Below are 24041 nucleotides of genomic sequence, written 5' to 3'. Positions count from 1 at the left end.
CATCGGCGCTGACGCGTTGAGGTCGACAGGGTAAGCGTTGCCAGGCGACGTAGCACGGCCGCGCGGGCCGGGGGCGGTGTCGCCTTGGCGATCAGTCCGTCGTCCGTGGGTATCTCGACATCCCAATCGCGATGATCAGCTGGTGCTCATACAGCCATTGGCCTACATGCACCAAAAGCTGTTCACGATCGACGCGGCGCAGCGCTTCATCGCGCAGCACCCGCACGAGCGCTCGGCGCTGGTGTTCGCTGATCCAGCGGAACCCAAGGGTCTCGCAGGCCAGTTGCTGATGGTTCGACAAAGTGCGCTTGCGTATACAGCGATCGCAGCGAGGCAAGGTATCGGACACCTCGATGTCGAGCTCCGCGCTGAGGTAACGCAGCAGGGCAGCAGGCAGGGCCCAAAGTGTGTTCAACGGCCGCCCACCCATGCGCACGAGAGAGCGAGTGCCAACGGCGAGATCAATGTGGGGTCAGCACCGGCTCGCGCAGAACTGGCCGCACGACGCCATGTAATAGCACTCTCAAGCAAGTGGTGGCGCCGCGCTGCAATCGGCAACGGCTTTGCTCCGAGAGACTGGGAGCCTCAATAGCCCCCTTTCCACGGAGACACGAAATGCCCGTCATTGTTTGCGAATGCAAGGCCGCAATCCCAGCCGGCGTCAAGGCCAGGATGGCCGCCGAGTTCACCAGCGCCATCAGGGAAATCATCCTCTCGCCGCTCGACCTGATCAGCGTCGTCTTCCATGAAGCCGCTCCCGAGAACACCTACCGTTCGGGAGAGCCCACCGCTGAAACGCTGATCTTCTGCCACATACGGGACGGGCGCAGCGACGGCGCCGTGCTGTCGCTGGCCAAAAGGGTGAGCTCGATCTGGAGCGCGTGCACCGGGGCTTCAGAGGACGAAGTCGAGGTTCTCGTCGCGCTTTATCCCGCCAAGTACGTCGTGCGTGGCGGCGAACGCCTGCCCGAAGCCCCTCGCGTATGAGGTTAAGGCAGTCTGCGCGCTGCGTCCTAAACCTCGTACAAAAATAAGGAGACAAGTCAATGAAATCAACCCGCCCGATAGATGTTCATAAACTGGCCGACGAGGCTAAGTTCAACAGCTTTCATTGCTCCGTGCTGCTCTGGTGTTTCGTGGTCCTGGTGCTTGACGGCTACGACCTGGCGGTCGCCGGCATCGCGCTTCCGTCGATCATGAAAGCCATGAATGTCGAGGCCGCGACCGCGGGATTCATGGCCAGTTCGGCGCTGTTCGGCATGATGTTCGGCGCTATCGCGCTCGGCGCGCTGGCCGACAGGATTGGCCGCCGATGGGCAATTTCGATCTGTGTGTTGTTCTTCAGCGTCTTCACCGCGGCCGCCGGGTTTACCCACGACCCGATCACTTTCAGCGCAATGCGTTTCCTCGCCGGGCTCGGCATCGGCGGCGCCATCCCGAATGCGGCCGCCCAGATGAGCGAATACTCACCGAAGAAAGTGCGCAGCGTGATGGTCACGCTGATGTGCTGCGGCTACCCGGTTGGCAGCATCCTCGCTGCGCTGCTTGGCAAGCAGCTCATCGAGACCTACGGCTGGCAATCGGTCTTCATCGCCGCCGGCGCCCCGGTGTTACTGATCCCGTTCATCCTGAAGTACATGCCTGAGTCACTGCCGTTCCTGGCCAAGCAGCACAACGACACGTGTCTGCGCGAAGTGGTCCGGAAGATGCGACCCGACATTCGGCTTGAGCCGCACGAGGAGTTTCTCGTTCCAGCTGAGGACAAAGCCGAAGGCCCGGCGATAGGCAGGTTGTTCCTGGACGGCCGCGGCCTTAGCACGTTGATGTTCTGGCTCGCTTTCATGACCTGCCTGTTCACGCTCTACGCGCTCAGTTCGTGGCTCGTCAAGCTGATGGGCATGGCCGGATACAGCCTCGGTTCCTCGCTGAACTTTCTGCTCGCCTACAACGCTGGTGCAGTCGTGGGCGCTGTCGGCGGCGGATGGCTCGCCGACAAGCTGAACATCAAGTGGGTGACGAGCGCCTTCTTCGCGGTCGCCGCGGTCTCGCTGACGCTGCTCGGCTACGGAGCGCAGCCGCTGTTCCTCATCGTTGCAGTCATCGGCGCGTCTACGCTGGGCACGCAGATCCTGCTGTATGCGTATGCCGGGCAGTTCTATCCGACGTCGATCCGCGCGACGGGACTCGGCTTTGCTTCGGGGGTCGGGCGCATCGGCGCAATCGCGGCGCCGATCATGATTGGACTGCTGGTTTCTATGAAGCTGCCACTGGTGCAGAACTTCCTCGCCATTGCAATTGCCGCGGTCATCGGCGGTGTCGCGGTTGCTCTGATCAGGCAAAGGCTGCCGATCTCTTCACACAGCCACGACACGAGAGCCATCGGCCAGCTGCCTTGACGCTCGACCTGCTGAGGGTGGGCGATTTGATGGCGAAACCTACTCAACAGCCTACCCTCTGAGAAGCGGCACGGCGACGGACTGAAGCCGATGACTTGTTCTACGTCCGCCGTCGAGCTTCGGGATGGACGACGAAAATGATCACCCTCGCGCAGTTGGAGAGCCCAACCAGTCGCGCGGCCGACGCTTTGCCCTGATTCGAATTGAAGCAGCGCAACCACGCGGAGCTGTGTCTCGAAAACTTGCCTGAGATGGCTCTTCCCTGACTGGAAGTGCAACGCTTCGATGAGCGACCTCCACGCACCGGCGCCCCCGGAACGTCTAGACGACACGTCGTGACACTCTTATGGCGTGCACGTCGAGTAGGAACCAGGTGCGCCTTCCTCCTGCAACAGGCGCATGCAGTCTTCTATGGCGACGCGCAGATGCTCGAGTCCTCGCGCCAAGCGCTTCAGCCAATTGCCGTTCGGCTTGATATTGAAGCTCGTGAGCCCCCCACATCATCTGCAGCCCAGCCTCCGGCACCGGTCGGCCACGTACTCCCGTTGAATCCATCGCGCCGCCAACAATGGACGAAGGTTTCGATGCAGGCTGCATTCCGCCATTCCCATGGCGCGCGCCAAGTCAATCAAGCGCACGGGGGCCCCGCGCTCAGAGCGTACATTGCGTCTCATACCGCGTGGTCTTGATACGAGGCCAATGAGCCGCAGGAATGGGGCCGCGGCGGCGCTCGCTTCATCGGAATTCTGCTCGGCTCATGCCGAGAGACAGTGGTCTGATCCGAAGCGCGGAACCGCAGTATGTGGCAGGCTGCAGGCGCGACGGCCGGACGAGTCAGCGCGCGAACACTGTCGGCGCGCGGCTCAAAAGAAGCGCAACACACGCCGCGCTTGCTTCTGACTCTGACATCTAGCGGATGTTGCTATCCCTTGCCATGCGACGACGGGCTGCTGGCGCCCGCGAGCCGCGCGATCTGAAAAACACTCTCCGGCGAAACCTGAACATAGTCATTCAGCCCCCCGGAGCGCATGATCGGATACGCCTCTGCCGTCTGATAGACGCCGCCTTTCAGAAGTGCCATGTCTATGTATACGCCCACCACTTCGCCCAGCACTAACCAGCCACTTACCTTTTCGCCCGCGGTGTTTCGGAACTGCACGATGTCGATCACCTTGCATTCCATGGCAGCGCGGCTTTCGCCCACCCGCGGGACGTTGACCATGCGGCCTGCCACCGCTGTGAGGCCCGCGAACGGGAATTCGTCCTCCCCATGCGGAAGCGGTGCCGAGGTCTGATTCATCTGATCGCCGAGTTCGCGCGTGACCAGGTTCCAAGTGAACTCACCCGTTTCCGATGCGTTCTGAACGCTATCTTTCCAGGCGATCGAAGAAAATCCGATGATCGGTGGATCGTAGTTGAACGCATTGAAGAAACTGTAGGGTGCGAGATTGACCCGCCCCTGGGCGTCGCGTGACGAGATCCAGCCGATAGGCCGCGGCGCTACCAGCGCATTGAGCGGGTTGTGACTCAGCCCGTGACCCTTGGCGGGCTCGTAGTAATGAAAGTCTCGAACGGTCATCTGAGGGGCCTTTCTGTAGCGGCGCTATTGCGCCACCAGATGAAGCGTCTTGGCGACGTTGATGAACTTCTCGTTTTCTGCACGCAAGAAGGTCGCTGCCTGCGGGAGGGTCATGGAGTCCAGCTTGCGCAAACCCTGCGCGGTGGCGAGCGCCAGGAATTCCGGACTGTCATTCCATTCTCGAAAGGCCGTGCTCAGGCGCGCAGCGACGGAATCGGGCGTGCGAGCGGGCGCGAACAGGCCGGTCCAGATGCCGAACTCGAAGTTCTTGAACCGAGCGTCCTCACTTAGCGTCGCCAGGTTCGGCAGGAGCGGATGACGCTTGGGGCTCGCGATGGCGATGGCCTTGATGCGCCCAGTCTGAATCATTCCCAGAATTGGTCCCGCAAGAGGGACAAAGGCGAGATCCACCTCGCCGCCGCCGATGGCCGTGGCGATGGGAGCGATGCCTTTGTACGGCACCTCCAGCAACTTGGCGCCGACACGCCCCTGGAATTCAGCGGCCGCGAGATGAGCGAGCGTGCCTTGGCCCCAATGGGCAACGGAAAGCTCCTTCGCGCCTGGCTTTTGCAACTGTTCGACGAGTGCGTTGAGGGTGTTGAAAGGTCGGTCGGGATGGCTGACGAGGACCATGTCCGCAATCCCGAACGAACCAATGAGCTTGAAGCTGTCGAACGTGTACTTGGCCGAAGCGACCGTGAGCGGCGCCACCACGAAGTCCGGACCGGCGGTTGCGAGCAAGGTGTATCCGTCAGGCGACGCGTTCAGCACGTTCATCGCCGCGATGGAGCCGTTCGCGCCAGGCATGTTGTCAACCAGAAGAGACTGTCCAAGGGCGCGCTGCAGCACGGGTACGGATGGCCGCACCGAGGCGTCAACGCCAAACCCGGCAGGATAGGCGACCTTGATCAGGATGGGCTTGTTCGGATAGGGCTGCGCGTTGGCGGTGGCCGCGGCACCACAAAGTGCGACCGCAACAAGGGCGGTCTCAAAGAGTCTGCGGATCGGTGTTTTCATGTTTGTCTCCGTGCGCCAGTCGAAAGGCCGGCAAGGTGTTGTGATCGGTCATGTCATGGGTGCTGCACAGTCAATCTGAGGCGGTGATCCTCCCTTCAGGGCAACAGTTCAGCGAGGCATAGACGCTCTTTTCAAAACCGTGGAACAGGTCAAGGGTTCTCGGGTCCGAGAACGGCAGAGCCTGCGTCATAGCCAGGCCTGCGATGCTCAGACTGGGATCGATCCAGAAGTACGTGTTGGCCAGTCCCGCCCACGCCAGGCTGCCGGCGCTGCGGCCGGTGGGCGCCGCGCCCTCGTTGACCAAGAAGCCCAGGCTCCAGGTGGTGGGAACGCCAGGGAAAAATTCCACGTCGCGTGAGAAAAAGGGGATCTGCGTTGGCAGCTTCCTCACGCGAAGCGCGCCCATGGCATTGCGCGACATCAGGGCCACCGTCTCCGGCCGGAGGATCTGATTGCCATTGCCCTGCCCCCCATTGAGGATCATGCGCATGAACTTCAGGTAGTCGTTGGCGGTGGAGTACAGGCCCGCGCCGCCTGACTCGAACTCGGGATCTTGCACTTTGCCGAGATCGATCACCGACAGTTTTCCGTCGTCGCCGCGCAAGTGCATGCCCGCAAGTCGGGTGCGCATGGGCGCGCTGATCTTGAACGCCGTGCTGTCCATGCCCAGCGGGCCTGTGATGTTGCGCTGGAAGTATTCACCCAAGCTCAGGCCGCTGGCGGCCTCGACAAGCTGGCCCACCCAATCGATGCCTAAGCCATATTCCCAGCGCGTGCCGGGGTCGAAGCACAGAGGCACGCGCAGCGCCGCTTTCTGTCCCGTCAGAACGCCGGGGATGTTCTGTGTTCGGCAGAAGCGCCCAAGGTTCGCATTCCAGATCTCATAGGCGAACCCGGACGTGTGGGTGAGCAGGTGCCGCAGAGTGAGCTGCCCCTCTGCATCGCGCAGCAGGGGTGCATCATTCGCGTCCCAGCCCTGCAGAACCTTGAGAGCGCCCAGCTCGGGGACAACTGCGGCAGCTGGATCGTCCAAGCTCAACCTGCCCTGCTCGACCAGCTGCATGGCTGCGGCGCTCGTGATCGGCTTGGTCATGGAGGCGATGAACATCACCGTGTCCAGATCCATTGCTGCGGTGGCGCCGAGCGTGCGCGCCCCCTGCGCTCCGGCGTAGAGGGTCTGATCGCGAGTAATCACCGCAGCAGCTACGCCGGCCGTGTCGCCGTATGCCACGGCACGGGCCAGCACGGCATCGGCGCTGGCCTTCAGCGCGGTGGTTTCTTCTGATGGCGCGCTGAAAGCCGCGGCCGGCAAGGTTGCGGTCGCCCTGAGAAGGGTTCTGCGAGCTTGTGCCAAGTTTGTCTCCGTGCACCGGCCAAGAACGGCAAGGTGCTGTGACTGAAGAATCATTCGTTGTGGCTTGGCCAGCTGCGTCAGCTCCGAGCCTGGGTGCACATTTGTGCGAGTGTGATCAGTCCTCAAACCATCAAGTTGTCTCCGATTTCACGTTGCATAGTGGCATCGCCCAAACAATATAACGATCGTTTAGTAAACGAAGGCTATGCCATCAACCGCTTTGCGTCAACAAGGATTTCCTCCATGGCATGGAGCGCTGGACGCATTCACGGAGCACTGAATCGGCGCGGACATGACCGTGCGGCCACGAAGGTTTCATGTACACCAGGCTCCGAACGCGGCGCCTCCGGCAACGTCATTGACGCAGACGCAACCCGTATCTGTCAGGAACCCATTCGTGGCACTCCCAAGCAAGTGGTGGCGCCGCGCTGCAATCGGCAACGGCTTTGCTCCGAGAGACTGGGAGCCTCAATAGCCCCCTTTCCACGGAGACACGAAATGCCCGTCATTGTTTGCGAATGCAAGGCCGCAATCCCAGCCGGCGTCAAGGCCAGGATGGCCGCCGAGTTCACCAGCGCCATCAGGGAAATCATCCTCTCGCCGCTCGACCTGATCAGCGTCGTCTTCCATGAAGCCGCTCCCGAGAACACCTACCGTTCGGGAGAGCCCACCGCTGAAACGCTGATCTTCTGCCACATACGGGACGGGCGCAGCGACGGCGCCGTGCTGTCGCTGGCCAAAAGGGTGAGCTCGATCTGGAGCGCGTGCACCGGGGCTTCAGAGGACGAAGTCGAGGTTCTCGTCGCGCTTTATCCCGCCAAGTACGTCGTGCGTGGCGGCGAACGCCTGCCCGAAGCCCCTCGCGTATGAGGTTAAGGCAGTCTGCGCGCATCTGCACGCAACTGATCCTCGCAGCATCCGAGCCCACTCCACTCGCAATCAATCAAGGAAACTCTCATGTCACGCAAACTCGACGGCAAGATCGCAATCGTTACCGGTGGATCCACGGGAATCGGGCTCGCCACCGCCAAGCGGTTCGCCAGCGAAGGAGCGCATGTCATTGTCACCGGCCGTCGGCAGGCCGAACTCGATGCCGCGGTGTCCGAACTCGGTAACGCCACCGGAATGCGGGTCGACTCATCGAACATGGCCGAACTGGACACGCTGTTTGATTGGGTGAAATCGGAAAAGGGCCGAATCGACGTGCTGTTCGTCAACGCAGGGGTCGGCTCGAAACTGCCGCTCGGTAAGATTACCGAGGAACACTATGACAACACCTTTGGCAGTAACGTCAAGGGCGTACTGTTTACGGTGCAGAAGGCTCTGCCCTTGCTAGCGGACGGCGCATCAGTCATCTTGAATGGCTCCACCGCTGCCAGCGGCGGCACCGAGGCATTCAGTGTCTATGCCGCCTCAAAGGCCGCCGTACGCTCATTCGCCCGCAACTGGATTCTCGATCTGAAGGGCCGCGGCATCCGGGTCAACACGCTCAGCCCTGGACCCACCAAGACGCCGGGCTTGTTCAACCTGGCCGGCACAGATGCAGAACGGCAGCAGGGAATACTGGACGCCCTCGCATCGAAGATCCCGATGGGCCGCGTCGGCGATCCGGACGAAATTGCCAAGGTGGCAGTCTTCCTTGCTTCCGATGATTCAAGCTTCGTCAACGGTATTGAACTGTTCGTCGACGGTGGCAAGGCCCAGATCTGAAGATGGCGACGGTGGCACCAAACTGGCCATCTCATGCGGGCTTCCCTTTCGCAATATGAGCAAAGTCATCATCACATGTGCTGTCACCGGCGCGATCCACACGCCCTCGATGTCTCCGCATTTACCGGTTACACCGGAAGAGATCATCGAAGCCTCGGTGGGCGCGGCCGAAGCTGGCGCCGCGATCATTCACCTGCATGCGCGTGATCCTGTCACGGGCAAGCCAGATCAAAGCCCCGATGCATTCGGTCGATTCTTGCCGCAGATCAAGGCACGCACCGATGCAGTGTTGAATATCACCAGCGGTGGCTCGCCCTACATGACGATCGAGGAACGCATCCAGCCGTCGATGCGCTTTGCGCCCGAGGTGGCCTCTCTCAACATGGGTTCCATGAACTTCGCACTGTTCCCGATGCTGGCGCGTTTCAAGGAGTTCAAACATGCCTGGGAGCGCGAGGCGCTCGAAGCCAGTCGTGACTTGATCTTTCGCAACACCTTCAGGGATATCGAATACGCCCTGGCGCAATGTGCTTCCAACGACACGCGCTTTGAATTCGAGTGCTACGACGTGAGCCATCTTTACAACCTGGCGCACTTCGCCGAGCGTGGCCTGGTCAAAGCGCCGTTCTTCGTTCAGACCGTGTTCGGGATCCTGGGCGGTATCGGATCGCATCCAGAAGACGTGTTGCACATGAAGCGGACAGCCGATCGCCTGTTCGGCGATGACTATCGCTGGTCGGTGCTGGGGACAGGCAAGGATCAGCTTCGCCTTGCAGCAATGTCTGCCAGTATGGGCGGCAATGTGCGCGTCGGATTGGAAGACAGCCTATGGCTTGGACGCGGCACGCTGGCCGAGAGCAATGCGGCGCAGGTGCTGCAGGCGCGCCAGATCATCGAAGGGCTTGGTCTCGAAATCGCCAGCCCGAACGAAGCCCGGGAAATCCTCCAACTGAAAGGCATCGGGAAAGTCAAGTTCTGAGAGGGAACAGGGTTGACGTGTTTGCCAAAGCCAACGGCGGCGGCTCGTTGCCCTGGGCTCATCGCAACGCCGTTGCTGCAGCACAGCACAAGGAGCCAAGGTGTAGTAGGATGGAGACGCAAGCGAGACGGTTGATTTGACCTCTGTCTATGTGTCGACGGCTCTCCCTTCAAGGGGAACTCACCCGCAATTGATTCGCTTGCAAGGTCAGGGGAGAGGACGCGCCGCACAATGACGGACGCAAGGCCGAAGCGGAGGCAAGCAATGCATGGCCACCTAGACGCACAAACGGAATATCGCGAGGTGGGAGGCGAATTCGTATCCGGCACGATTGTTGATTCGCGCACCACGCATCTTGAAGTCCTCGCGCGCCGAGCGACCGGCCCTATTTCCTGGCGCTTTCGTCAACCGCGGCTCGCGCTGTTCTGGTTTCGCAACGGCCTTAAAGAGTTGAATCTGGAGCTCGACGGCCGCCGCATCCACTCCGGAATAAGACAAGGAACAAGCCTTGCGCTGTTCCCGGCCTCGACTTCGGTCGAAGGCGAGTTCGACGTCGCCCCGCACTTCGACTACACGGTGGTCTTCCTCGACCCGACCGTTGCGTCCGACACTGGCTGCCACTTCGACAGGCCGCTGATTGCCTTCGGCAATGACGATCTGCAACGTGGCCTTTCGGTTCTATGCCGTGAGGCGCGCAATGCAGACAGCCTTTACGGGCTGTTCGCCGAGGGTTGGGCAATGCAAGCACTCGCGCTGCTCGGGCGCGTCAACGGTAACCCGACAGCCACCGCTCGCCCGTCCGGGGGCCTCGCACCTGGCAGCTTGCGGCGCGTCATCGACTACATCGAGGCCGACTTGTCGAGACCGTTCACGATCGATGGCTTGGCGGAAATCGCCGGCGTCAGTCCTCGGCATTTCATGCGGGCTTTTCGGGAAAGTTCCGGTCAGACGCCATTGCGCTTTGTGTACAGCCTGCGTCTGCAGCGGGCCAAGGAATTCCTTTTGGATCCTCGCCGCACTGCAACTGAAGTCGCGCTGGAATGCGGCTTCAGCCATGCTCAGCACTTCAGCACTGCGTTCAAGAAGGCGACCGGCGTGACGCCGTCCGATTTCCGCAGGGCTGCAATGCGCTGATGCATCCCACGGATCGACCCAGCTGCCGTCTCGGGAAACCGCGCCAGTGGGCCAACTCGGAGCCGGCTCGCCTGCGCGCGATGTTTCGATTCCTGGCGGGCGGGGGAATGGAGAGCTCAGGCTCGAAATTCGCTGAGGTTGCGCGGGCCGGACAGGTGGTACGCACGTTGCGACGTTGGCTCGATCTCCTCAAGCAACGCGATGCGCGCCACCTCGGCAACATCGCGGGTATCGATGAAGTTCACTCGGCCATTCCCCGCAGCGCCAGCCCAGGACCCGGTGGCGATGTGTGGCCCCACGCGCTTGAGCACATCGGGGAAGGTCGTCGGCCGCAAGACCGTAGACGCGATCGGCTGCCGTGCCAGATGCGCCTCGATCTGCATATGCCAGGCGAGGGGCAGAAGCCGGGTCGCAGGACCGAGGGCAGACAGTTTGACGATGTGCCGAACGCCTGTTGCGACGGCTGCATCGATCAACGCGATTTCGTTGACGACCTGTTCGAGGGAGGTGCCATGCGCGATGAAGAGCCGGTCGACGCCGCGCAGGGCCCTGCCGAGCGTCTCAGCGCCTTTGAAGTCGACCTTGGAAATGGCCCCCCTTCGGGCAGTTGCGCTGGGCTGGATTGGCGCGGCAGCACGACGAGATCGACCGGATCGTCGACGAGCAGCGCCGTCAATCTGCCCCCAACGCGTCCTGTCGCACCCGCGAGAAGCTAGGCATGGCATGTACACCGGCTCGACGGTCGCCGGCGTGCGAACGCAGCTCCCATCCTCGCCGGGCCCCCTTGGGTATGCACCCGCGCAGGCAATCGCCTTAAAGCGCAGGCAAGTGGCCAGCGCGCCAGGCGGCGCCCATGGCGTCGCTGTAGGCGATGGTTTGCTGGCGCTGCGTGCCGAGCAGTTCACTGCCCAAGGTCATCACATCACCGTCCTTCAGGAACACAGGCGGTTTCTGGCCGAGACCGACACCCGGCGGCGTACCGGTTGGAATCACGTCGCCGGGCTGAAGCGCCATAAAGCGGCTGAGGTAGGACACGATGGTGGCAACGCCGAAAATCTGCGTGCGGGTGTTGCCCGTCTGCCGGCGAGTTCCGTTCACGTCGAGCCAGAGGTCGATGTTCTGCGGATCCGGCACTTCGTCAGCCGTCAGCAACCAGGGGCCAATCGGCGCATAGCCCAGGTAGCTTTTGCCCTTGGTCCACTGGCCTTCCATTTCGATTTGCCAGGCACGCTCTGACACGTCGTTGCAAAGGCAGTAGCCGGCCACATATTGCAGCGCTTCTGCTTCGCTGACATGCCAGGCCGGACGACCGATCACGATAGCGAGCTCGACCTCCCAATCAAGCTTGCCCGAGCCGGGCGCGATGACGACCGGGTCGTTGGGGCCTGCCAGCGCGCTGGTGTGCTTGTTGAACACAATCGGCTGCGTCGGGATCGGCGTGTTGGTTTCTGCCGCATGGTCGGAATAGTTGAGGCCGATGCAAACCACATTCGGAACCTGGCCGACGCAGGGGCCGAGCCGTGTATCGACGGGCACGGCGGGCAAGCTCGAGGTATCGAGGGCGCGCAGCCTTGCAAGGCTCTCGGGTGAAAGTGTTGGCCCGTGAATGTCGCTCACGACGGAAGACAAATCGCGCAAGGTGCCTTGTGCATCAATGAGGCCGGGTTTTTCAGAGCCACGGGGGCCGAATCGAACGAGACGCATGGGGAATCCTTTTGGCTTTTGAAGTAGGTATTCAGGCTGAAGGCCGCGTTGTCAAAGCGGCTCGAGCGTCAGCGCAAGCTCGCCGAAGTTGCCATAGCGAAGCACGGCGGGACGCTTGAACGGCAGGTCGATCGCCCCCGCCAATGAGCCGGTGATGACGGCTTGCCCGACCTCCAGACCCATGCCCTGGCTGCGCAGAAACTCGGCCAGCCAGTAAAGAGGCAAGCGCGGGTCGCCGTTGGGGTGGCTGGCTGCAAATGTGATGTCGTCCTGGCCCTGCACCGAGAGTGCAATCTCGAAGGGACCAGGAAATGGCTCCTGCGCAAGGTCCACGGCGACAGTCGGCCCCAGCGCCACGCTTTGGTGCCACAGGCTGTCGGCCATCAGTTCAGGGCCGCTGGCGCCTGCAGCATCGTCATAGCGACAACCGAGCACCTCGACCGCCAGCCGCACGCTACCGATGGCGGCGTTGACATCGGCAGGGGTGTAGGGGGTGGCCCGTGGCGACAGGCTTTGCTTGAGTTCGAAGGCCAGTTCGGGTTCGATGCGCGCTGCGCCCGTTGGTCCGGCAGGCGCGGCAGCCACACCGCCCGATGGCCTGGCATCATGCAGCGCGGCGGCGACCCAGCGATCGCCCGGGGGCAACCCGCATTTCCAGCCGATGGCGGGGCTGCCGCGCAGTTCGCTGATCCGCCGCTGGATACGCCAACCGTCTTGCGGCGTGGCAGGGCGCAAGCCGGCCTCCAGCCTTGCACCGAAGCGACCCGACGACTGAAGTGCGTGCAGGTAGCGCGCGGCAGCCTCGATGGCGCTCGGCTTCATGTTGGTCATTCCTCTTGTGATCCTTGCAAGGATCAGTGCAACGTCTCGAGCCGTTCGCCGGAGTCCACGCGGAAAAGATGAACATGCGCGCTGTCCGCACCCAGGCGCACCTGGTCGCCGGGGCGCACACTGACCCGTTCGCGCAGCACGCAGGTGAGCTTGGTGCCGCCCGCATCCACGATGAGGTGCGTCTCCGAGCCGGTGGACTCCACCACCAGCACCCGCGCCTCCACGCCATCGGCGTCCAGCCGCAGGTGCTCGGGCCGCACGCCCAGCGTGAGGTCCTGCCCGCTTGCGGCCGGCACACCGGGCACGGTCCAGTGGTTGCCCGCGTTGTCCACAACGCCCTTGCCGTTCATCTTGACGGGCAGCAGGTTCATCGACGGCGAGCCGATGAAGGCCGCGACGAAGACGTTGCGCGGCCGGTCGAACAGGTCGAGCGGCGTGCCTACCTGTTCCACGATGCCATCGTGCATGGCCACAATCTTGTCTGCCATCGTCATGGCCTCGATCTGGTCGTGCGTGACGTAGACGGTGGTGGCCTTCAGGCGCTGGTGCAGCTCGCGAATCTCAGCGCGCATTGCCACGCGCAGCTTGGCGTCCAGGTTGGACAGCGGCTCGTCGAAAAGGAAGACCTGCGGGTCGCGCACGATGGCGCGGCCCATGGCGACGCGCTGGCGCTGGCCGCCGGAGAGCTGCTTGGGCAGCCGCGTGAGCAGTGGCTCCAGCCCCAGGATCTTGGCGGCCCGGGCCACGCGCTCTTCGGTCTCCTGCTGCGGCGCATGGCGCAGCTTCAGCGAGAACGCGAGGTTGTCCGCCACCGTGAGATGCGGGTACAGCGCATAGTTCTGGAACACCATGGCGATGTCGCGGTCCTTGGGCAGCAGGCCATTCACGCGGCGCCCGCCGATGCGGATCTCGCCCCCGTCGATGCCTTCCAGGCCCGCGACCATGCGCAATAGCGTGGACTTGCCGCAGCCCGACGGGCCGACCAGCACGACAAATTCACCGTCTCGGATGTCGATGCTCACGCCGCGGATGATCTGCGTGCTGCCGAAGGACTTGGCTACGTCCTGGATCTCAACTGTTGCCATCTTGTCTCCTCATTCAAAAAGTGAAGCCGGTGTCGCGCACAGCCGGCCGCGTGCCGCCGGGCGCACGCCGGGTCGAAGGAGGTTGTGATCCCTCACCCCGCTTGCCAGGCGGTTTTCAGCCGCGTGTATTCATGCAGATAGCGACCCACGGCAGCGTCACGCAGTTCGGTGGACTGTTGCAACAGCGCAAGGGCCGCGTCAAAGGCGCCGGGATCACAGGCTTCCAGCAACAGCACCCAGCGAGCCGGGGCCTGCAGGTCCTTGCGGTCCTTGCTTTCGGCGGTGCGCTGGCCCGACATGCCGACGTCCGAGCCCAGCAGGTGCGCACCGCTGATGCGCGGCAGCCGCGCAGCGGCTTCCAGCGCCGAGCTCAGACGCGGCACCACGTCGCGCACCGTGTCGTCCGCGATGTCGAAGCGCACGGTCAGCATCGCGCCACCCGAGCCCACGCCGTGGCTCGCCACCACGCGCGTGAGTGATCGCGTGGTCGCCTGGAAATGTGCGGTGGCCGCACGCGTCCACTCCGTAGGCTCGTTCAAGCGCGACAGATAGTCGCTGCCCTGGATGACTTGGAAGCTCGCGGTTTCATACAGGGTGAAGAACTCCGGCTGCGTCGCTGCGTCGGCAGCGCGATAGCGGCGCCCCCGCACAAAGCCGGGAATGCCCACGCGCTCGGGCATGTGCTCGTGCAGGTGCCAGGCGTAAAACTCCGCGCGCCCGGCCTCGGCGATGTCGTTCCAGATAGCCACTGCACCTTCACCTGCCAGCATGATTTTGCTCCTTGAATGTGGTGGGTACGGCCTCGCGCAGGTTGAGCGCGGCTTGGCCGACCCTTCGGAAACACAGCGCAACCGCTCGTGCGGCCGCGCACGATGGACGCCTGTGAATGAAAGCGACGCCTGGTGCGGCGCTTGCGCAGGACACCTCGGCTCCGGCAAGCTTCCGACGGGGAAGGCCTTCAGCCATTGGAGACTTTCAGCGGCGTAATCCCCATCATGGCTTCCATCACCTTGCGGCTCGGCCACAGGTCGGCGATCTCCGCCGCGGTGGCTTGCACGTCCGGCGCGATGGCGGCGATGCGCTCTGGTGGGAGTCGCGCCACGGGACCGGCCACGCTGACGGTACCGATGGCGCGGCGGCTTTGCGGATCCACGATGGCGCAGCCCACCGCACACGTGCCGGGCTCCCCTTCCTCGATGGAGGTGCCATAGCCGCGCTCGCGCGTCAGTGCGAGTTCGGCACGCAGGCTCGCCTCATCGCGCACGATGGGCCGGCCGAAACGCGAAGGTACGACAAAGCCGCGCGCCTTGACCAGCGCCACGGCCTGCTCTTCGTCCAGGCTCGCAAGCCAGGCCTTGCCGGTCGACGTGGCATGCAGCACCACGGGTTGCCCCATATCCGGGTCATAACGCAGGCCCGAAAGCGCACCTTGGGCCTTGGCGATCCAGATGAGCGCATCGTCTTCCACCAATGCGAGGCGTACCAGTTCGCCGGTGCGCGCGGCCAGCCGGTCCAGGGAGGGCTGACAAATTTCCGTGATGCCGGAGGCCGCGAGGAAACGAAAGCCGATGGCTGCCAGCTTCACCGTCATGCGGTAGCGCTGGCTGTACTCGTCCTGCACCGCCAGCCCACGCCTCACCAAGATGGACAGCAGCCGGTGCACGGCGCTCTTGGGCAATTCCAGTCGCCGCGCGACCTCGCTGATTGGCAGCCCTTGGGGGTAGTCGGCCAGCAGCGTGAGGATGTCCAGCACGCGCTCGATCATGTCGCCAGTGGCCACGAAGATCTCCATGTATTTAGAACAGAGTTCCAATGTAGCATCACATAGCAACCCAAAGCCGAGGGATATCCCGCATGACTAGGCACATTCAAGCCACTACATTGGAACAATGTTCTATGTAAGGTCGTTTTTATGAATGCCATTCCCTATGCGGAGGCCGCGACTGTGGCGCAGGCGCCCCCCCGACCGCCGGGCTTCTGGGCGCGTTTCGCCTGGTTTGCGCCAGCCGTCGCCGTGCTGCTCGCCGTCACGCTCTACCCCACGGCCGTGGTGCTGTGGCTGAGCGTCCACCGCACGCGCCTCTATGAAGTGGTGGAAGGCGTGGGCCTGGCGAACTACGTCTCGGTGATCACCTCTCCCGCCTTCCTCGAACTCAGCCTCAACTCCCTGCTGTACGTGTTCGGCGCGCTGGCCGTGGTGCTGCCTCTGGGTCTGGCCAGCGCCCTTGCGCTGCAGAACATTGCGCGCGGCGCTGCGTACGTGCGCACCCTGCTGTTGCTGCCCTGGACGCTGTCCATGGGCGTGGTGGGCTGCTTCTGGCTGTGGCTGCTCAATCCCTCGTACGGGCCCATGAGCTACCTGATGCGGTCCCTGGGCATGGAGCCCGGCCTGATGCTGGGCGATCCTTCGCTGGCGCTCGTGCTCGTCATCCTGGTCACCGCGTGGTGGTCCTTCCCCTACGTGATGGTGATGATGAGCGCCTCGCTGCAAAGCATCCCGGCCGAGCTGTACGAGGCGATCGACATCGACGGAGGCGGCCTGCGCGCGCGCCTGCGCCACGCGGTGTGGCCGCACATCGCGCCCACGCTGGGCAGCACCGCGCTGGCGCTGGGCATCCTCTATCTCACGCTCATCACGCTGATCCTGGTGCTCACCGGCGGCGGGCCGCTGGGCTCGACCGCCACCTGGAGCTTCGAAGTGTTCTCCAGCGCTTTCCGCTCGGTGGACCTCTCGCCCTCGTCGGTCATCTCCGTCGTGGTGCTCGCGGTCAATCTCTTCCTTGGCTACCTCTACACGCGGCTCACCGGCCGCGTCTCGGGCTGAACATCATGCATATCCGTCGTTCCGAAAAAATGCTGTCCTGGGCGGTGCTGGCCGCCCTGGTCCTGGTCGTGCTGATCCCGCTGTCCTGGGCGGTGTTCACCTCGCTCAAGAGCGAGGCCAGCGTCATGGCCTATCCGCCCACCTTCTTCCCTACCGAGCCCAGCCTCTCGGCGTACAAGGCGGTATTCCGGAACGAGACCTTCGGCTCCGACCTGTTCAACTCGGTGCTGTACGCGATCGGTGCGGTCGCGCTGGCGGTTCTGCTGTCCGCGCCCGCTGGCTACGCGGCTTCACGCTTCGAGTTCCGCGGCAAGCGCACCGTGATGCTGCTGATCCTGTCCACGTCCATGATCCCCGGCGTCGCGCTGCTGGTGCCGACCTACTTCCTGTTGGACGCGCTGGGGCTCCTGAACAACGCTGCAGTCATCATCGTGGTGCAGGCCGCGCGCCTGGTGCCGCAGACGGTCTGGTTCATGCAGAACTTCGTGGACGCCGTGCCGCGCGAGCTGGACGAGGCCACCCAAGTGGACGGCGCCAATCACTGGCAAACCTTCACAAAAGTCATCCTGCCGCTGGTGCGGCCCGGCATCGCCGCAAGTGCCGTCATCGGCATGGTCACGACCTGGAACGACTACATCACCGTGGCCGCGTTCGCGCCCGAGGTGGCGCACCGCACGCTGCAAGTGGCCCTGGTCAACCAGGTGTTCGACAGCATCGGCATCACCTGGTCATATGTCATGGCCTACGCCGTGGTGTCCTCCCTTCCCATCGTCGCCATCTTCGTGCTTGCGCAGCGATGGTTCATCAGCGGCCTGACCGCCGGCGCCGTCAAGGGCTAGTCCACCACGTGCGCACTCGCGACATGCGCACCTAAACCAGGAGACAAACATGAACGAGCAGAAACCAGAAAGCATGAACGAACAGAAACCAGCGCCCCGTACGAGCCGGCGCATCTTCCTGGGTGGCATGGCTGCCATGCTGGGCGCACCCGCGGGCCGGGCCTTCGCGCAGACCACCGAGACCATCGCCTACGACACCTTTCTCGACCCGGCCAACACCAAAGACCCGCGTGCGGCGGCGCAGACGCAGATGATCGCGGCTTTCGAAGCCAGCCAGCCGCGTGTGAAGGTACGCGTGGTGGTGGACCCCGCCGGGCAAAACGGCGTACGCGCGGCGCGCGCCAAGTCGGACAGCCCCGACGTGATCCGCGTGAACAACTTCCAGATGCCCGAGTTCGTGTCCACCGGCTCGGTGCTGGCCATCGACGAGCTGATCGCGCGAGACAAGGTGGACACCACGGACTGGCTGATCGGGATGGACCAGACGCGCGTCAACGGCAAGATCTGGGGCTTGCAGCAGGACTATCGCATCCCGATCTACGTCTACCGCAAGAGCAAGTTCGACGAGGCGAAGATTGCGACCCCGCCGCGCACGTACGCAGAAGTGAGCGCGCTCGGCCCGCTGCTGACCAAACAGAACCAGATGGCCTACGGCGTCCCTATCGGCCTGAGCGGCGGGATCGGCGGCGCGCAGGCGTTCATGGAGTTCATCGTGAGTTCCATCGTTGCGGGCAACAGCGATCCGTTCTTCGCACCCAGCGGCCGCGAGATCGGCTTTAGCGACAAGCGGCTGCTGCTGGCAGCCACCATCGTCAAGGACCTGTTCCAGAAGAAAGCGGCGACACCCGTGAGCCTGCAGTTCGCCTACAACGAGCTCCAGGATGGGATGCGGGCGGGCACGGTGGCATCCGCCACCTTCGGGCTGTACCGCTACCGTGGCCTGAAGGCCGCCGTGGCCGACGACTTGGCCTGGGCGCCGGCCCCTTCGGTGGAGCCCGACGACAAGCACGCGGTGTATGGCTTCCAGATGTGCATCAACCGCCATTCGCCACGCCAGGGCGGCGCATGGGAGTTCGTCAAGTTCATGGCCAGCCCGGCCGCTCAGGCGATCGCCGCGCGGGGCGGCGAAGTGGTGGCGCGCGCCAGCGCCTACAAGGACGCCTACTTCAAGACGCCGGAAGCCGAGGACCAACTGGGCTGGAAGGCGCTCGTGGAAAAACGCGGCCGAATGGTGAACTACTCCATCATCCAGTCGACCTTCAACCAGATCTGCGGCGAAGCCTTCCAGCGCATGATCCTGCGTGATCTGGCACCTGCAGCCGTGGCGCTCGAGGTGCGCACCCGCTATACCGAAGCGCTGGCCAAAGCATGATGCCGCATGTCACAGGAACAACCCGGCTCTACGGGTTGGTGGGCGATCCCCTGACGACAGCCAAGTCGCCCGAATTATTGAACCGGCTCTTTTCCGAACAGCGCGCAGACGCGGTGTGCATCCCATTCGCGGTCAAGGACAATGACCTGCCCGCATTCGTCACCGGTGCACGGGCGCTGGGGAATCTCTCCGGCGTGCTGGTCACGATGCCTCACAAGCAACGGATGCTGGCCTTTGTCGACGAACTGCATCCGACTGCCCGCCAGGTCGGCGCACTCAACGTCGTCCGTTGCGATAAGGATGGGCGCTGGGTCGGCGCCATCTTCGATGGTCTCGGTTGTGTGCTTGGCATGCAGTGGGAGGGCAACCATCCGGCGAACAAGTCCGTTCTTCTCGTCGGCGCCGGGGGCGCGGGAAGAGCCATCGCGTTCGCAGTCGCATCCGCGGGTGCCCGGACGTTGACCATCTTCGATGTCGACGGGCGCCGCGCCGACGAGCTCGCCGGAGCCGTTGTGGCCGCAACAGGCTGCAACGCGCGAGCCGGCTCGCCCGATCCACACGGATTCGAGATCGTCATCAATGCCACGCCGCTGGGCATGAACGCGACGGACGCCATGCCCGTGGATCCCGAACGGCTGGAGCCCGGCAGCATCGTCGTAGACATCGTCAATGCGCCCGAGCCGACGCCGCTTTGCCGCGCCGCCCATGCGCGCGGTTGCCGCACCCAAGGCGGACGCCCCATGCATGAAGGACAGGCATTGCACGCCCTGCGTTTTCTTGGATTCGATTACCGACCTGACGGGAAGTCACTACCAGACGCGCCCGAAACCACGCAGTTGTGGCCATCTCAATGAAAGGAAGATGTCATGAATAGGCTTTGCAGGGTTGCCGCTGCATTCCGTGCGGCTCGCTGCGCGAGAGGAGAACACGCATGAAAGTTGCTTTGCTGGAAGCCAGCCATTGGCATGTCCCGCTCTATCTCGATGCGCTCGAGGCGCCCGAGATCGAGGTGGTTGCCGTTTCCGATTCGGAGCAAGTGAAAGGGCAAGCGATCGCAACGCGATTCGGAAGCAGGCTGTACTCGTCGCCCTATGAGCTGCTCGAGCGCGAGGAAGTCGATTTCGCGTTTGTGTTCGGTCGGCATTCCGAAATGCCAACGCTCGCGGAGGCGGCGATCGCGCGGCGAATTCCATTTGCGCTGGAGAAGCCCTGCGGCATCAACATGTCGCAGGTGACCCGGCTGCGGAAACTGACCGAGGAAGCCGATCTTTATTGCGCGGTACCGCTCATCTTTCGCATGAGCGACCTGCTCAGTGCGCTCCACGGTGCCGAGGGTCGCATCCCTTCGGACTTCAACTACATGTCCTTCCGGTTCATCGTTGGTCCGCCTGGCCGTTACGAAGCTGCAGGCGCAGGCTGGGCGCTCGATCCCGCATTTTCCGGTGGCGGATCCACGATCAATGTCGCGACGCACTTCATTGACCTTTTCAGATTGCTGACCGGCAAGGAAGTCACGCGCGTCTCAGCGACCATGAACGCTCGGACGCACCGAGGTGAGGTTGAAGACTATTCGTTGCTGACGATGCAAACCGAAGATGGCGTGATCGGACTCGTGGAGACCGGATACAGCTTCCCCAGCACGCCGGACGAGCAGCGCGAATTCTCGTTCACCCTTTCATCCGATCGCATGTACGCGAAATCGGGCCCCGACCGGATCGAGTTCCGCGACCGAAGCAATCTTGCCGCTGGCACACGGAGTCTGCGCCTCGAGTTGGACACCGACGCCTACTACCCCCTGTTCGTCAAACGGGTCCTTGCTGAATCTCGCACAGGTGCAAAGCCGATTGCGTCATTGCGCGACGCCGAGGCAATGATGCAGATCATGGACGCGGCCTACGCTTCGGCCCGGCAAGGGGGCGCGCTCCAGAATCTGGCGCCGATTGCCGGCTGATCGACCAATCGCCCCTCCCCTCCGACGCCCGCGCCGCGCATCTCGACGGCACTCGCTGGCCAATCAACTGAAAGGAATCCGATGAGCAAGACTGCGCGATACCAAGGTCCCTTGGCGCTCGACCAGGCGAAATCCAAATTTGTTCTCACCCCTCTGGAGGACAACCGCTTTCATCGGGATGGTCCTCGCGCCAACGTGGAGTACCGGGATCTCGGAATGGCGGAGGCTTCGGGGGGACGCATCAGCGCCAAGCACATCCGCGCTGTCCAGCCGTTCGGCAAGGAGACCGGTTGGCATTGGCACGACATGACCGCGCACTTCGTGTACGTGCTGAAAGGCTGGGTCGAATTCCGGTTTGACGGCATGCCGGAACCGGTGACCGTCGTTGCCGGCTCCTGCCTCAGTCAGCCCGCCGGAGTGGCGCACAACGTCATTCGCCAGTCTGACGACCTCGAGCTGATAGAGATCAACACGCCCGCAGATTATGTGACGGTCGAATGCTCTCCCTGAGCGGCCGCGGCGCATCCTCGCCTCCACTTTCGGATTTCGGAAAGATCAGCTGGGTCGCAAGTCTTCGTGGCGCTCGAAGAGCGTCACCGCCCAGTCGATGAAGACACGCACCTTCGCACTGAGGTAGCGGTTCGGCGCATAGATCACGTGGACGGGGATCGTGGGCGTGCGCCAATCTTTCAGCAGCGCGACGAGTCTCCCCGCCGAGATCGCCTCATGAACCACGTACGAAGGCGCCTGGATGATGCCTAGACTCGCTAAGCCTGCTGCCAGGTACGAGTTGGTGTCGCTCACGACCAGCCGATGACTCAGCGCGGGCTCGGTCTTTGTAGAGCCGTCGGAGAACTGGAATGGCAGCGCACGGCCGGAGCGCGCGTAGATCATGCCGATGCTGGGTCTTGTACTCAAATCGGCAGGCGTCCTCGGCGTTCCGTGGCGCTGGAGAAAGTCGGGTGTTGCACAGGTGACGAAGTGGAACTCGCCGATCCGGCGCGCGACCATCATCTGCTCGCTCACTTCACCGGGGCGAATGGCGCAATCAATGCCGTCGCTCACCAGGTCGGTGTGCTTGTTGCCGACGTCGAGCTCGACCTCGACCTCGGGATAGCTCTGGTAGAACTCCGAAAGCGCGGGGACAATGCCCCCCGCGGCGATCGCCGCCGCCGTCTCCACCCGCACCTTGCCCGAGGGCTTGGCCAAGGATTGCGTGGTCGACGATTCGATGTCCGCAAGATCGGCGAGCAGCCGCACCACGCGCTCGTAGTAGATCGCCCCTTCTGGCGTGACGGTGACCGACCGGGTGGTGCGATGCAGCAGGCGCACTTTCAGTTCCTGCTCCAACTGCTGAATGAGCCGGGTGATCGTCGCATTGGGCACATCGAGCGTGTCAGCCGCTTTCGTGAATGTTCCAGCTTCAACCACCCGGACAAAGGCGTTCATCGCAGTGATGCGGTCCATGATGCCTGCTCCAATTGACGTGCAGGCGATCATTACACCGCATCCGGCGCACTTGCTTTTACCGGCCCTTGAAGTCGAGGGTCGGGCGGGGCCGGCCGGCCTTCAATGCGTCCACAGCCGACTTCAGGCCGCGCTGAACGTTTTCGGCCTCGAACAGCGGCATCGCGATGTCGAACATGGCATCGTCGGCGGAAGACACACCGCCGACGGCCCAGGCCCGCAGCAGCGCCTTGTGAGCGGCATAGGCCCGGGTGGGGCCCTGCGCGACTTTCTGCGCGAAGGCACGCGCTTCGTTCAACAAGTCGGCGTCAGCGACGACGCGGTTGACGACGCCGAAGCGCTCCATCGTGGCCGCCGGTACTTTCTCGGAGGTCATGGCCCACTCGGAAGCGCGTGAACGGCCGGCCCGCTCGGCGACCCGGTACGCGCCGCCCAGGATCGTGACGATGCCCAGGCTCTGTTCGGGATGCCCGAACGTGGCCGACTCGCCGGCAAAGATCATGTCGGCACGCAGGGCGAGCTCGAAGCCTCCGCCGAAGCACAGCCCCTGCACGGCTGCGATGACCGGCATCGGGATGCGCTCGAAGCGGTTGAACACCGACATGTAGTGCTCGAAGCGCGCGCGCAATTCCTGGGTGACCGCGCCCGGCCAGCTCGTGATGTCGCCGCCGAAGGAGAAGTTTTCTCCCGTGCCGCACACGAGCACGGCGCGCGAGCCACTGTCCGCGATAGTTGTGATTGCCGCGGCCAGCTCGTCGACCATCTGGTCGTCGATGCGATTTTGCGGCGGGCGGTCCAGGGTGAGCGTGGCAACGCTCTCGTCAAAGCTGATGGTCAGATGAGGCATGGAAAAGTCCTGTGAGGTTGTATCCGTTGAATGGGAGCCGTCAGCCCAGGTGCAGCCTGAACCACTCGACGGCGGCCGTGTTGGACTCTTTGAACTGCGACAAGTAAGGATCGAAGTGGCCGCCCTCGATGGTCACCAGGCGCTTGGGCTGCAGCGCCCGTTCGAACGCCGCGAGCTCGAGATCGGTCAGGGTGACGGTGTCTCGCGTGGCCACCACCATCAGCAGAGGCGTAGGTGAAACGCGAGCGATCCATTGCCCGGGCTCGTACATGCGCGCGGCGCGCGTCGAGCGGACCGTCACGCTGTTCTCCCAGGCACCAGCGGGCACCGGCTGCAGGTAGAAGTCGATGGCGTCCCGGGCGCGATAGGAGGCGGGAACGCCGGGGTCGGCGCTGACGATGGCCTGGCGGCGCGGCGGCTCCCCGCGCAGCTGCGCGCGGTCATCGTCTGCGAGCGCCTCTTCGAACGCGGCGCCCCCTTCAGGCGGGATGCGGCGCAGGCTCTGCTCGTAGCCGCTGATGGTCGGAACCTGCGCAACGACACAGCGCAGTCGACGGTCGGTGGCGCCGAGCACCAACGCGTGACCACCGGCGTAGCTGGTCCCCCACAGGCCAATGCGCTTCGGGTCGACGACGTCCAGGCTCTCGAGGTAGCTGATGGCGCGTCGCCAGTCAGCGATCTGACGCCACGGGTCGACGTCGTGGCGTGGCATGCCATCGCTCGCGCCGAAGCCGCGGTGGTCATGGAGCAACACGACGAAACCGGCCTCGGCGAAGGCCTTCGCGAACCGCTCGATGCCATGCTCCTTGACGCCGGCGTAGCCATGCGCCATCGTGATGGCGGGCCGACGCCCCTCGCCGGCCGGCACGAAGAGCCAGCCGCGAAGCTTGACGCCGCCATCGACTTCGAATTCAACATCGGTGCGTTTCATCTTCTCGATCTCCTGTGACGG

25 protein-coding genes are annotated in these 24041 nt (G+C 63.5%); 12 read left to right on the top strand and 13 right to left on the bottom strand.

The genetic code is table 11. The annotated features are described in order from the left end of the window. Nucleotides 1–91: 91 nt before the first annotated feature. The gene (locus ACCD11_RS06195; RefSeq protein WP_413312994.1) at nucleotides 92–430 is read right to left on the bottom strand and encodes a DUF4158 domain-containing protein; all 339 of its coding nucleotides are present in this window, start codon (nucleotides 428–430) and stop codon (nucleotides 92–94) included. 185 nt (nucleotides 431–615) lie between these two features. Between ACCD11_RS06195 and ACCD11_RS06190 the strand changes: the two genes are divergently transcribed. After that, nucleotides 616–987 (top strand): tautomerase family protein, encoded by a 372-nt coding sequence (locus ACCD11_RS06190; RefSeq protein ID WP_413312984.1) that lies wholly within the window; start codon nucleotides 616–618, stop codon nucleotides 985–987. Between the two features lie 59 nt (nucleotides 988–1046). Beyond that, the gene (locus ACCD11_RS06185) at nucleotides 1047–2396 is read left to right on the top strand and encodes an MFS transporter (RefSeq protein ID WP_413312992.1); all 1350 of its coding nucleotides are present in this window, start codon (nucleotides 1047–1049) and stop codon (nucleotides 2394–2396) included. A 922-nt stretch (nucleotides 2397–3318) separates the two neighbouring features. On the opposite strand, the gene ACCD11_RS06180 is transcribed toward ACCD11_RS06185, so the two are convergent. From ACCD11_RS06180 to ACCD11_RS06170, 3 genes are all read right to left on the bottom strand, one after another. Next, nucleotides 3319–3975 (bottom strand): flavin reductase family protein, encoded by a 657-nt coding sequence (locus tag ACCD11_RS06180; protein ID WP_413312990.1) that lies wholly within the window; start codon nucleotides 3973–3975, stop codon nucleotides 3319–3321. 24 nt (nucleotides 3976–3999) lie between these two features. After that, complete coding sequence (locus ACCD11_RS06175; RefSeq protein ID WP_413312988.1) at nucleotides 4000–4992, bottom strand: tripartite tricarboxylate transporter substrate binding protein; 993 nt, start codon at nucleotides 4990–4992, stop codon at nucleotides 4000–4002. A gap of 70 nt (nucleotides 4993–5062) precedes the next feature. Next, complete coding sequence (locus ACCD11_RS06170; protein ID WP_413312986.1) at nucleotides 5063–6346, bottom strand: serine hydrolase domain-containing protein; 1284 nt, start codon at nucleotides 6344–6346, stop codon at nucleotides 5063–5065. Between the two features lie 498 nt (nucleotides 6347–6844). Between ACCD11_RS06170 and ACCD11_RS06165 the strand changes: the two genes are divergently transcribed. The 4 genes from ACCD11_RS06165 (at nucleotide 6845) to ACCD11_RS06150 (ending at nucleotide 10169) form a co-directional block, all read left to right on the top strand. Beyond that, nucleotides 6845–7216, top strand: coding sequence for a tautomerase family protein (locus ACCD11_RS06165; protein ID WP_413312984.1), 372 nt, complete (start codon nucleotides 6845–6847; stop codon nucleotides 7214–7216). A gap of 87 nt (nucleotides 7217–7303) precedes the next feature. Beyond that, nucleotides 7304–8056, top strand: coding sequence for an SDR family oxidoreductase (locus ACCD11_RS06160; RefSeq protein ID WP_413312982.1), 753 nt, complete (start codon nucleotides 7304–7306; stop codon nucleotides 8054–8056). Nucleotides 8057–8111: 55 nt separating this feature from the next. Beyond that, nucleotides 8112–9035, top strand: coding sequence for a 3-keto-5-aminohexanoate cleavage protein (locus ACCD11_RS06155; RefSeq protein WP_413312980.1), 924 nt, complete (start codon nucleotides 8112–8114; stop codon nucleotides 9033–9035). Nucleotides 9036–9299: 264 nt separating this feature from the next. Beyond that, nucleotides 9300–10169 (top strand): helix-turn-helix domain-containing protein, encoded by an 870-nt coding sequence (locus tag ACCD11_RS06150; RefSeq protein WP_413312978.1) that lies wholly within the window; start codon nucleotides 9300–9302, stop codon nucleotides 10167–10169. Between the two features lie 116 nt (nucleotides 10170–10285). On the opposite strand, the gene ACCD11_RS06145 is transcribed toward ACCD11_RS06150, so the two are convergent. The 6 genes from ACCD11_RS06145 to ACCD11_RS06120 all read right to left on the bottom strand — a co-directional run bounded on the left by ACCD11_RS06145 (nucleotide 10286) and on the right by ACCD11_RS06120 (nucleotide 15569). Next, entirely contained in the window at nucleotides 10286–10894 is a 609-nt protein-coding gene (locus ACCD11_RS06145) for an NAD(P)H-binding protein (RefSeq protein WP_413313020.1), read from the bottom strand. 88 nt (nucleotides 10895–10982) lie between these two features. Further along, complete coding sequence (locus ACCD11_RS06140; RefSeq protein ID WP_413312976.1) at nucleotides 10983–11873, bottom strand: fumarylacetoacetate hydrolase family protein; 891 nt, start codon at nucleotides 11871–11873, stop codon at nucleotides 10983–10985. 51 nt (nucleotides 11874–11924) lie between these two features. Next, nucleotides 11925–12695 carry a hydratase gene (locus ACCD11_RS06135; RefSeq protein WP_413312974.1) on the bottom strand — a complete coding sequence of 257 codons (771 nt, stop codon included), beginning with the start codon at nucleotides 12693–12695 and terminating at the stop codon, nucleotides 11925–11927. A gap of 32 nt (nucleotides 12696–12727) precedes the next feature. Then, on the bottom strand, nucleotides 12728–13789 hold the full coding sequence (locus tag ACCD11_RS06130; RefSeq protein ID WP_413312972.1) for an ABC transporter ATP-binding protein: 1062 nt from the start codon (nucleotides 13787–13789) through the stop codon (nucleotides 12728–12730). 92 nt (nucleotides 13790–13881) lie between these two features. Beyond that, on the bottom strand, nucleotides 13882–14559 hold the full coding sequence (locus ACCD11_RS06125; RefSeq protein WP_413312970.1) for a hypothetical protein: 678 nt from the start codon (nucleotides 14557–14559) through the stop codon (nucleotides 13882–13884). Between the two features lie 188 nt (nucleotides 14560–14747). Further along, nucleotides 14748–15569, bottom strand: a complete 822-nt coding sequence (locus ACCD11_RS06120) for an IclR family transcriptional regulator (RefSeq protein WP_413312969.1) — start codon at nucleotides 15567–15569, stop codon at nucleotides 14748–14750. Nucleotides 15570–15701: 132 nt separating this feature from the next. On the opposite strand from ACCD11_RS06120, the gene ACCD11_RS06115 reads away from it, so the two are divergent. From ACCD11_RS06115 to ACCD11_RS06090, 6 genes are all read left to right on the top strand, one after another. After that, complete coding sequence (locus tag ACCD11_RS06115) at nucleotides 15702–16613, top strand: carbohydrate ABC transporter permease (protein ID WP_413312967.1); 912 nt, start codon at nucleotides 15702–15704, stop codon at nucleotides 16611–16613. A 5-nt stretch (nucleotides 16614–16618) separates the two neighbouring features. Beyond that, nucleotides 16619–17452, top strand: a complete 834-nt coding sequence (locus ACCD11_RS06110) for a carbohydrate ABC transporter permease (protein ID WP_413312965.1) — start codon at nucleotides 16619–16621, stop codon at nucleotides 17450–17452. A gap of 49 nt (nucleotides 17453–17501) precedes the next feature. Beyond that, nucleotides 17502–18824, top strand: coding sequence for an ABC transporter substrate-binding protein (locus ACCD11_RS06105; protein ID WP_413312963.1), 1323 nt, complete (start codon nucleotides 17502–17504; stop codon nucleotides 18822–18824). Continuing rightward, on the top strand, nucleotides 18821–19678 hold the full coding sequence (locus ACCD11_RS06100) for a shikimate dehydrogenase family protein (RefSeq protein WP_413312961.1): 858 nt from the start codon (nucleotides 18821–18823) through the stop codon (nucleotides 19676–19678). The genes ACCD11_RS06105 and ACCD11_RS06100 overlap by 4 nt, the downstream gene beginning before the upstream one ends. A gap of 77 nt (nucleotides 19679–19755) precedes the next feature. Beyond that, nucleotides 19756–20775 (top strand): Gfo/Idh/MocA family protein, encoded by a 1020-nt coding sequence (locus ACCD11_RS06095; protein ID WP_413312960.1) that lies wholly within the window; start codon nucleotides 19756–19758, stop codon nucleotides 20773–20775. An 81-nt stretch (nucleotides 20776–20856) separates the two neighbouring features. Continuing rightward, on the top strand, nucleotides 20857–21285 hold the full coding sequence (locus ACCD11_RS06090; protein ID WP_413312958.1) for a cupin domain-containing protein: 429 nt from the start codon (nucleotides 20857–20859) through the stop codon (nucleotides 21283–21285). A 45-nt stretch (nucleotides 21286–21330) separates the two neighbouring features. Here ACCD11_RS06090 and ACCD11_RS06085 read toward each other — a convergent pair whose 3' ends face one another. From ACCD11_RS06085 to ACCD11_RS06075, 3 genes are read right to left on the bottom strand one after another with little or no spacing between them, the layout of a single operon-like run. Continuing rightward, complete coding sequence (locus ACCD11_RS06085; protein ID WP_413312957.1) at nucleotides 21331–22242, bottom strand: LysR substrate-binding domain-containing protein; 912 nt, start codon at nucleotides 22240–22242, stop codon at nucleotides 21331–21333. Nucleotides 22243–22300: 58 nt separating this feature from the next. Continuing rightward, nucleotides 22301–23089 (bottom strand): enoyl-CoA hydratase/isomerase family protein, encoded by a 789-nt coding sequence (locus tag ACCD11_RS06080; protein ID WP_413312955.1) that lies wholly within the window; start codon nucleotides 23087–23089, stop codon nucleotides 22301–22303. Nucleotides 23090–23129: 40 nt separating this feature from the next. Continuing rightward, nucleotides 23130–24020: an alpha/beta hydrolase gene (locus ACCD11_RS06075; protein WP_413312954.1), complete on the bottom strand. Its 891-nt coding sequence runs from the start codon at nucleotides 24018–24020 to the stop codon at nucleotides 23130–23132. Nucleotides 24021–24041: the final 21 nt, after the last annotated feature.

The sequence above is a fragment of the Variovorax sp. Varisp36 genome, from assembly GCF_047304235.1.
Classification (GTDB): Bacteria; Pseudomonadota; Gammaproteobacteria; order Burkholderiales; family Burkholderiaceae_C; genus Variovorax.
The sequence above is the reverse complement of the archived record's forward strand: the minus strand, read 5'-3'. Positions and strand labels throughout refer to the sequence as shown.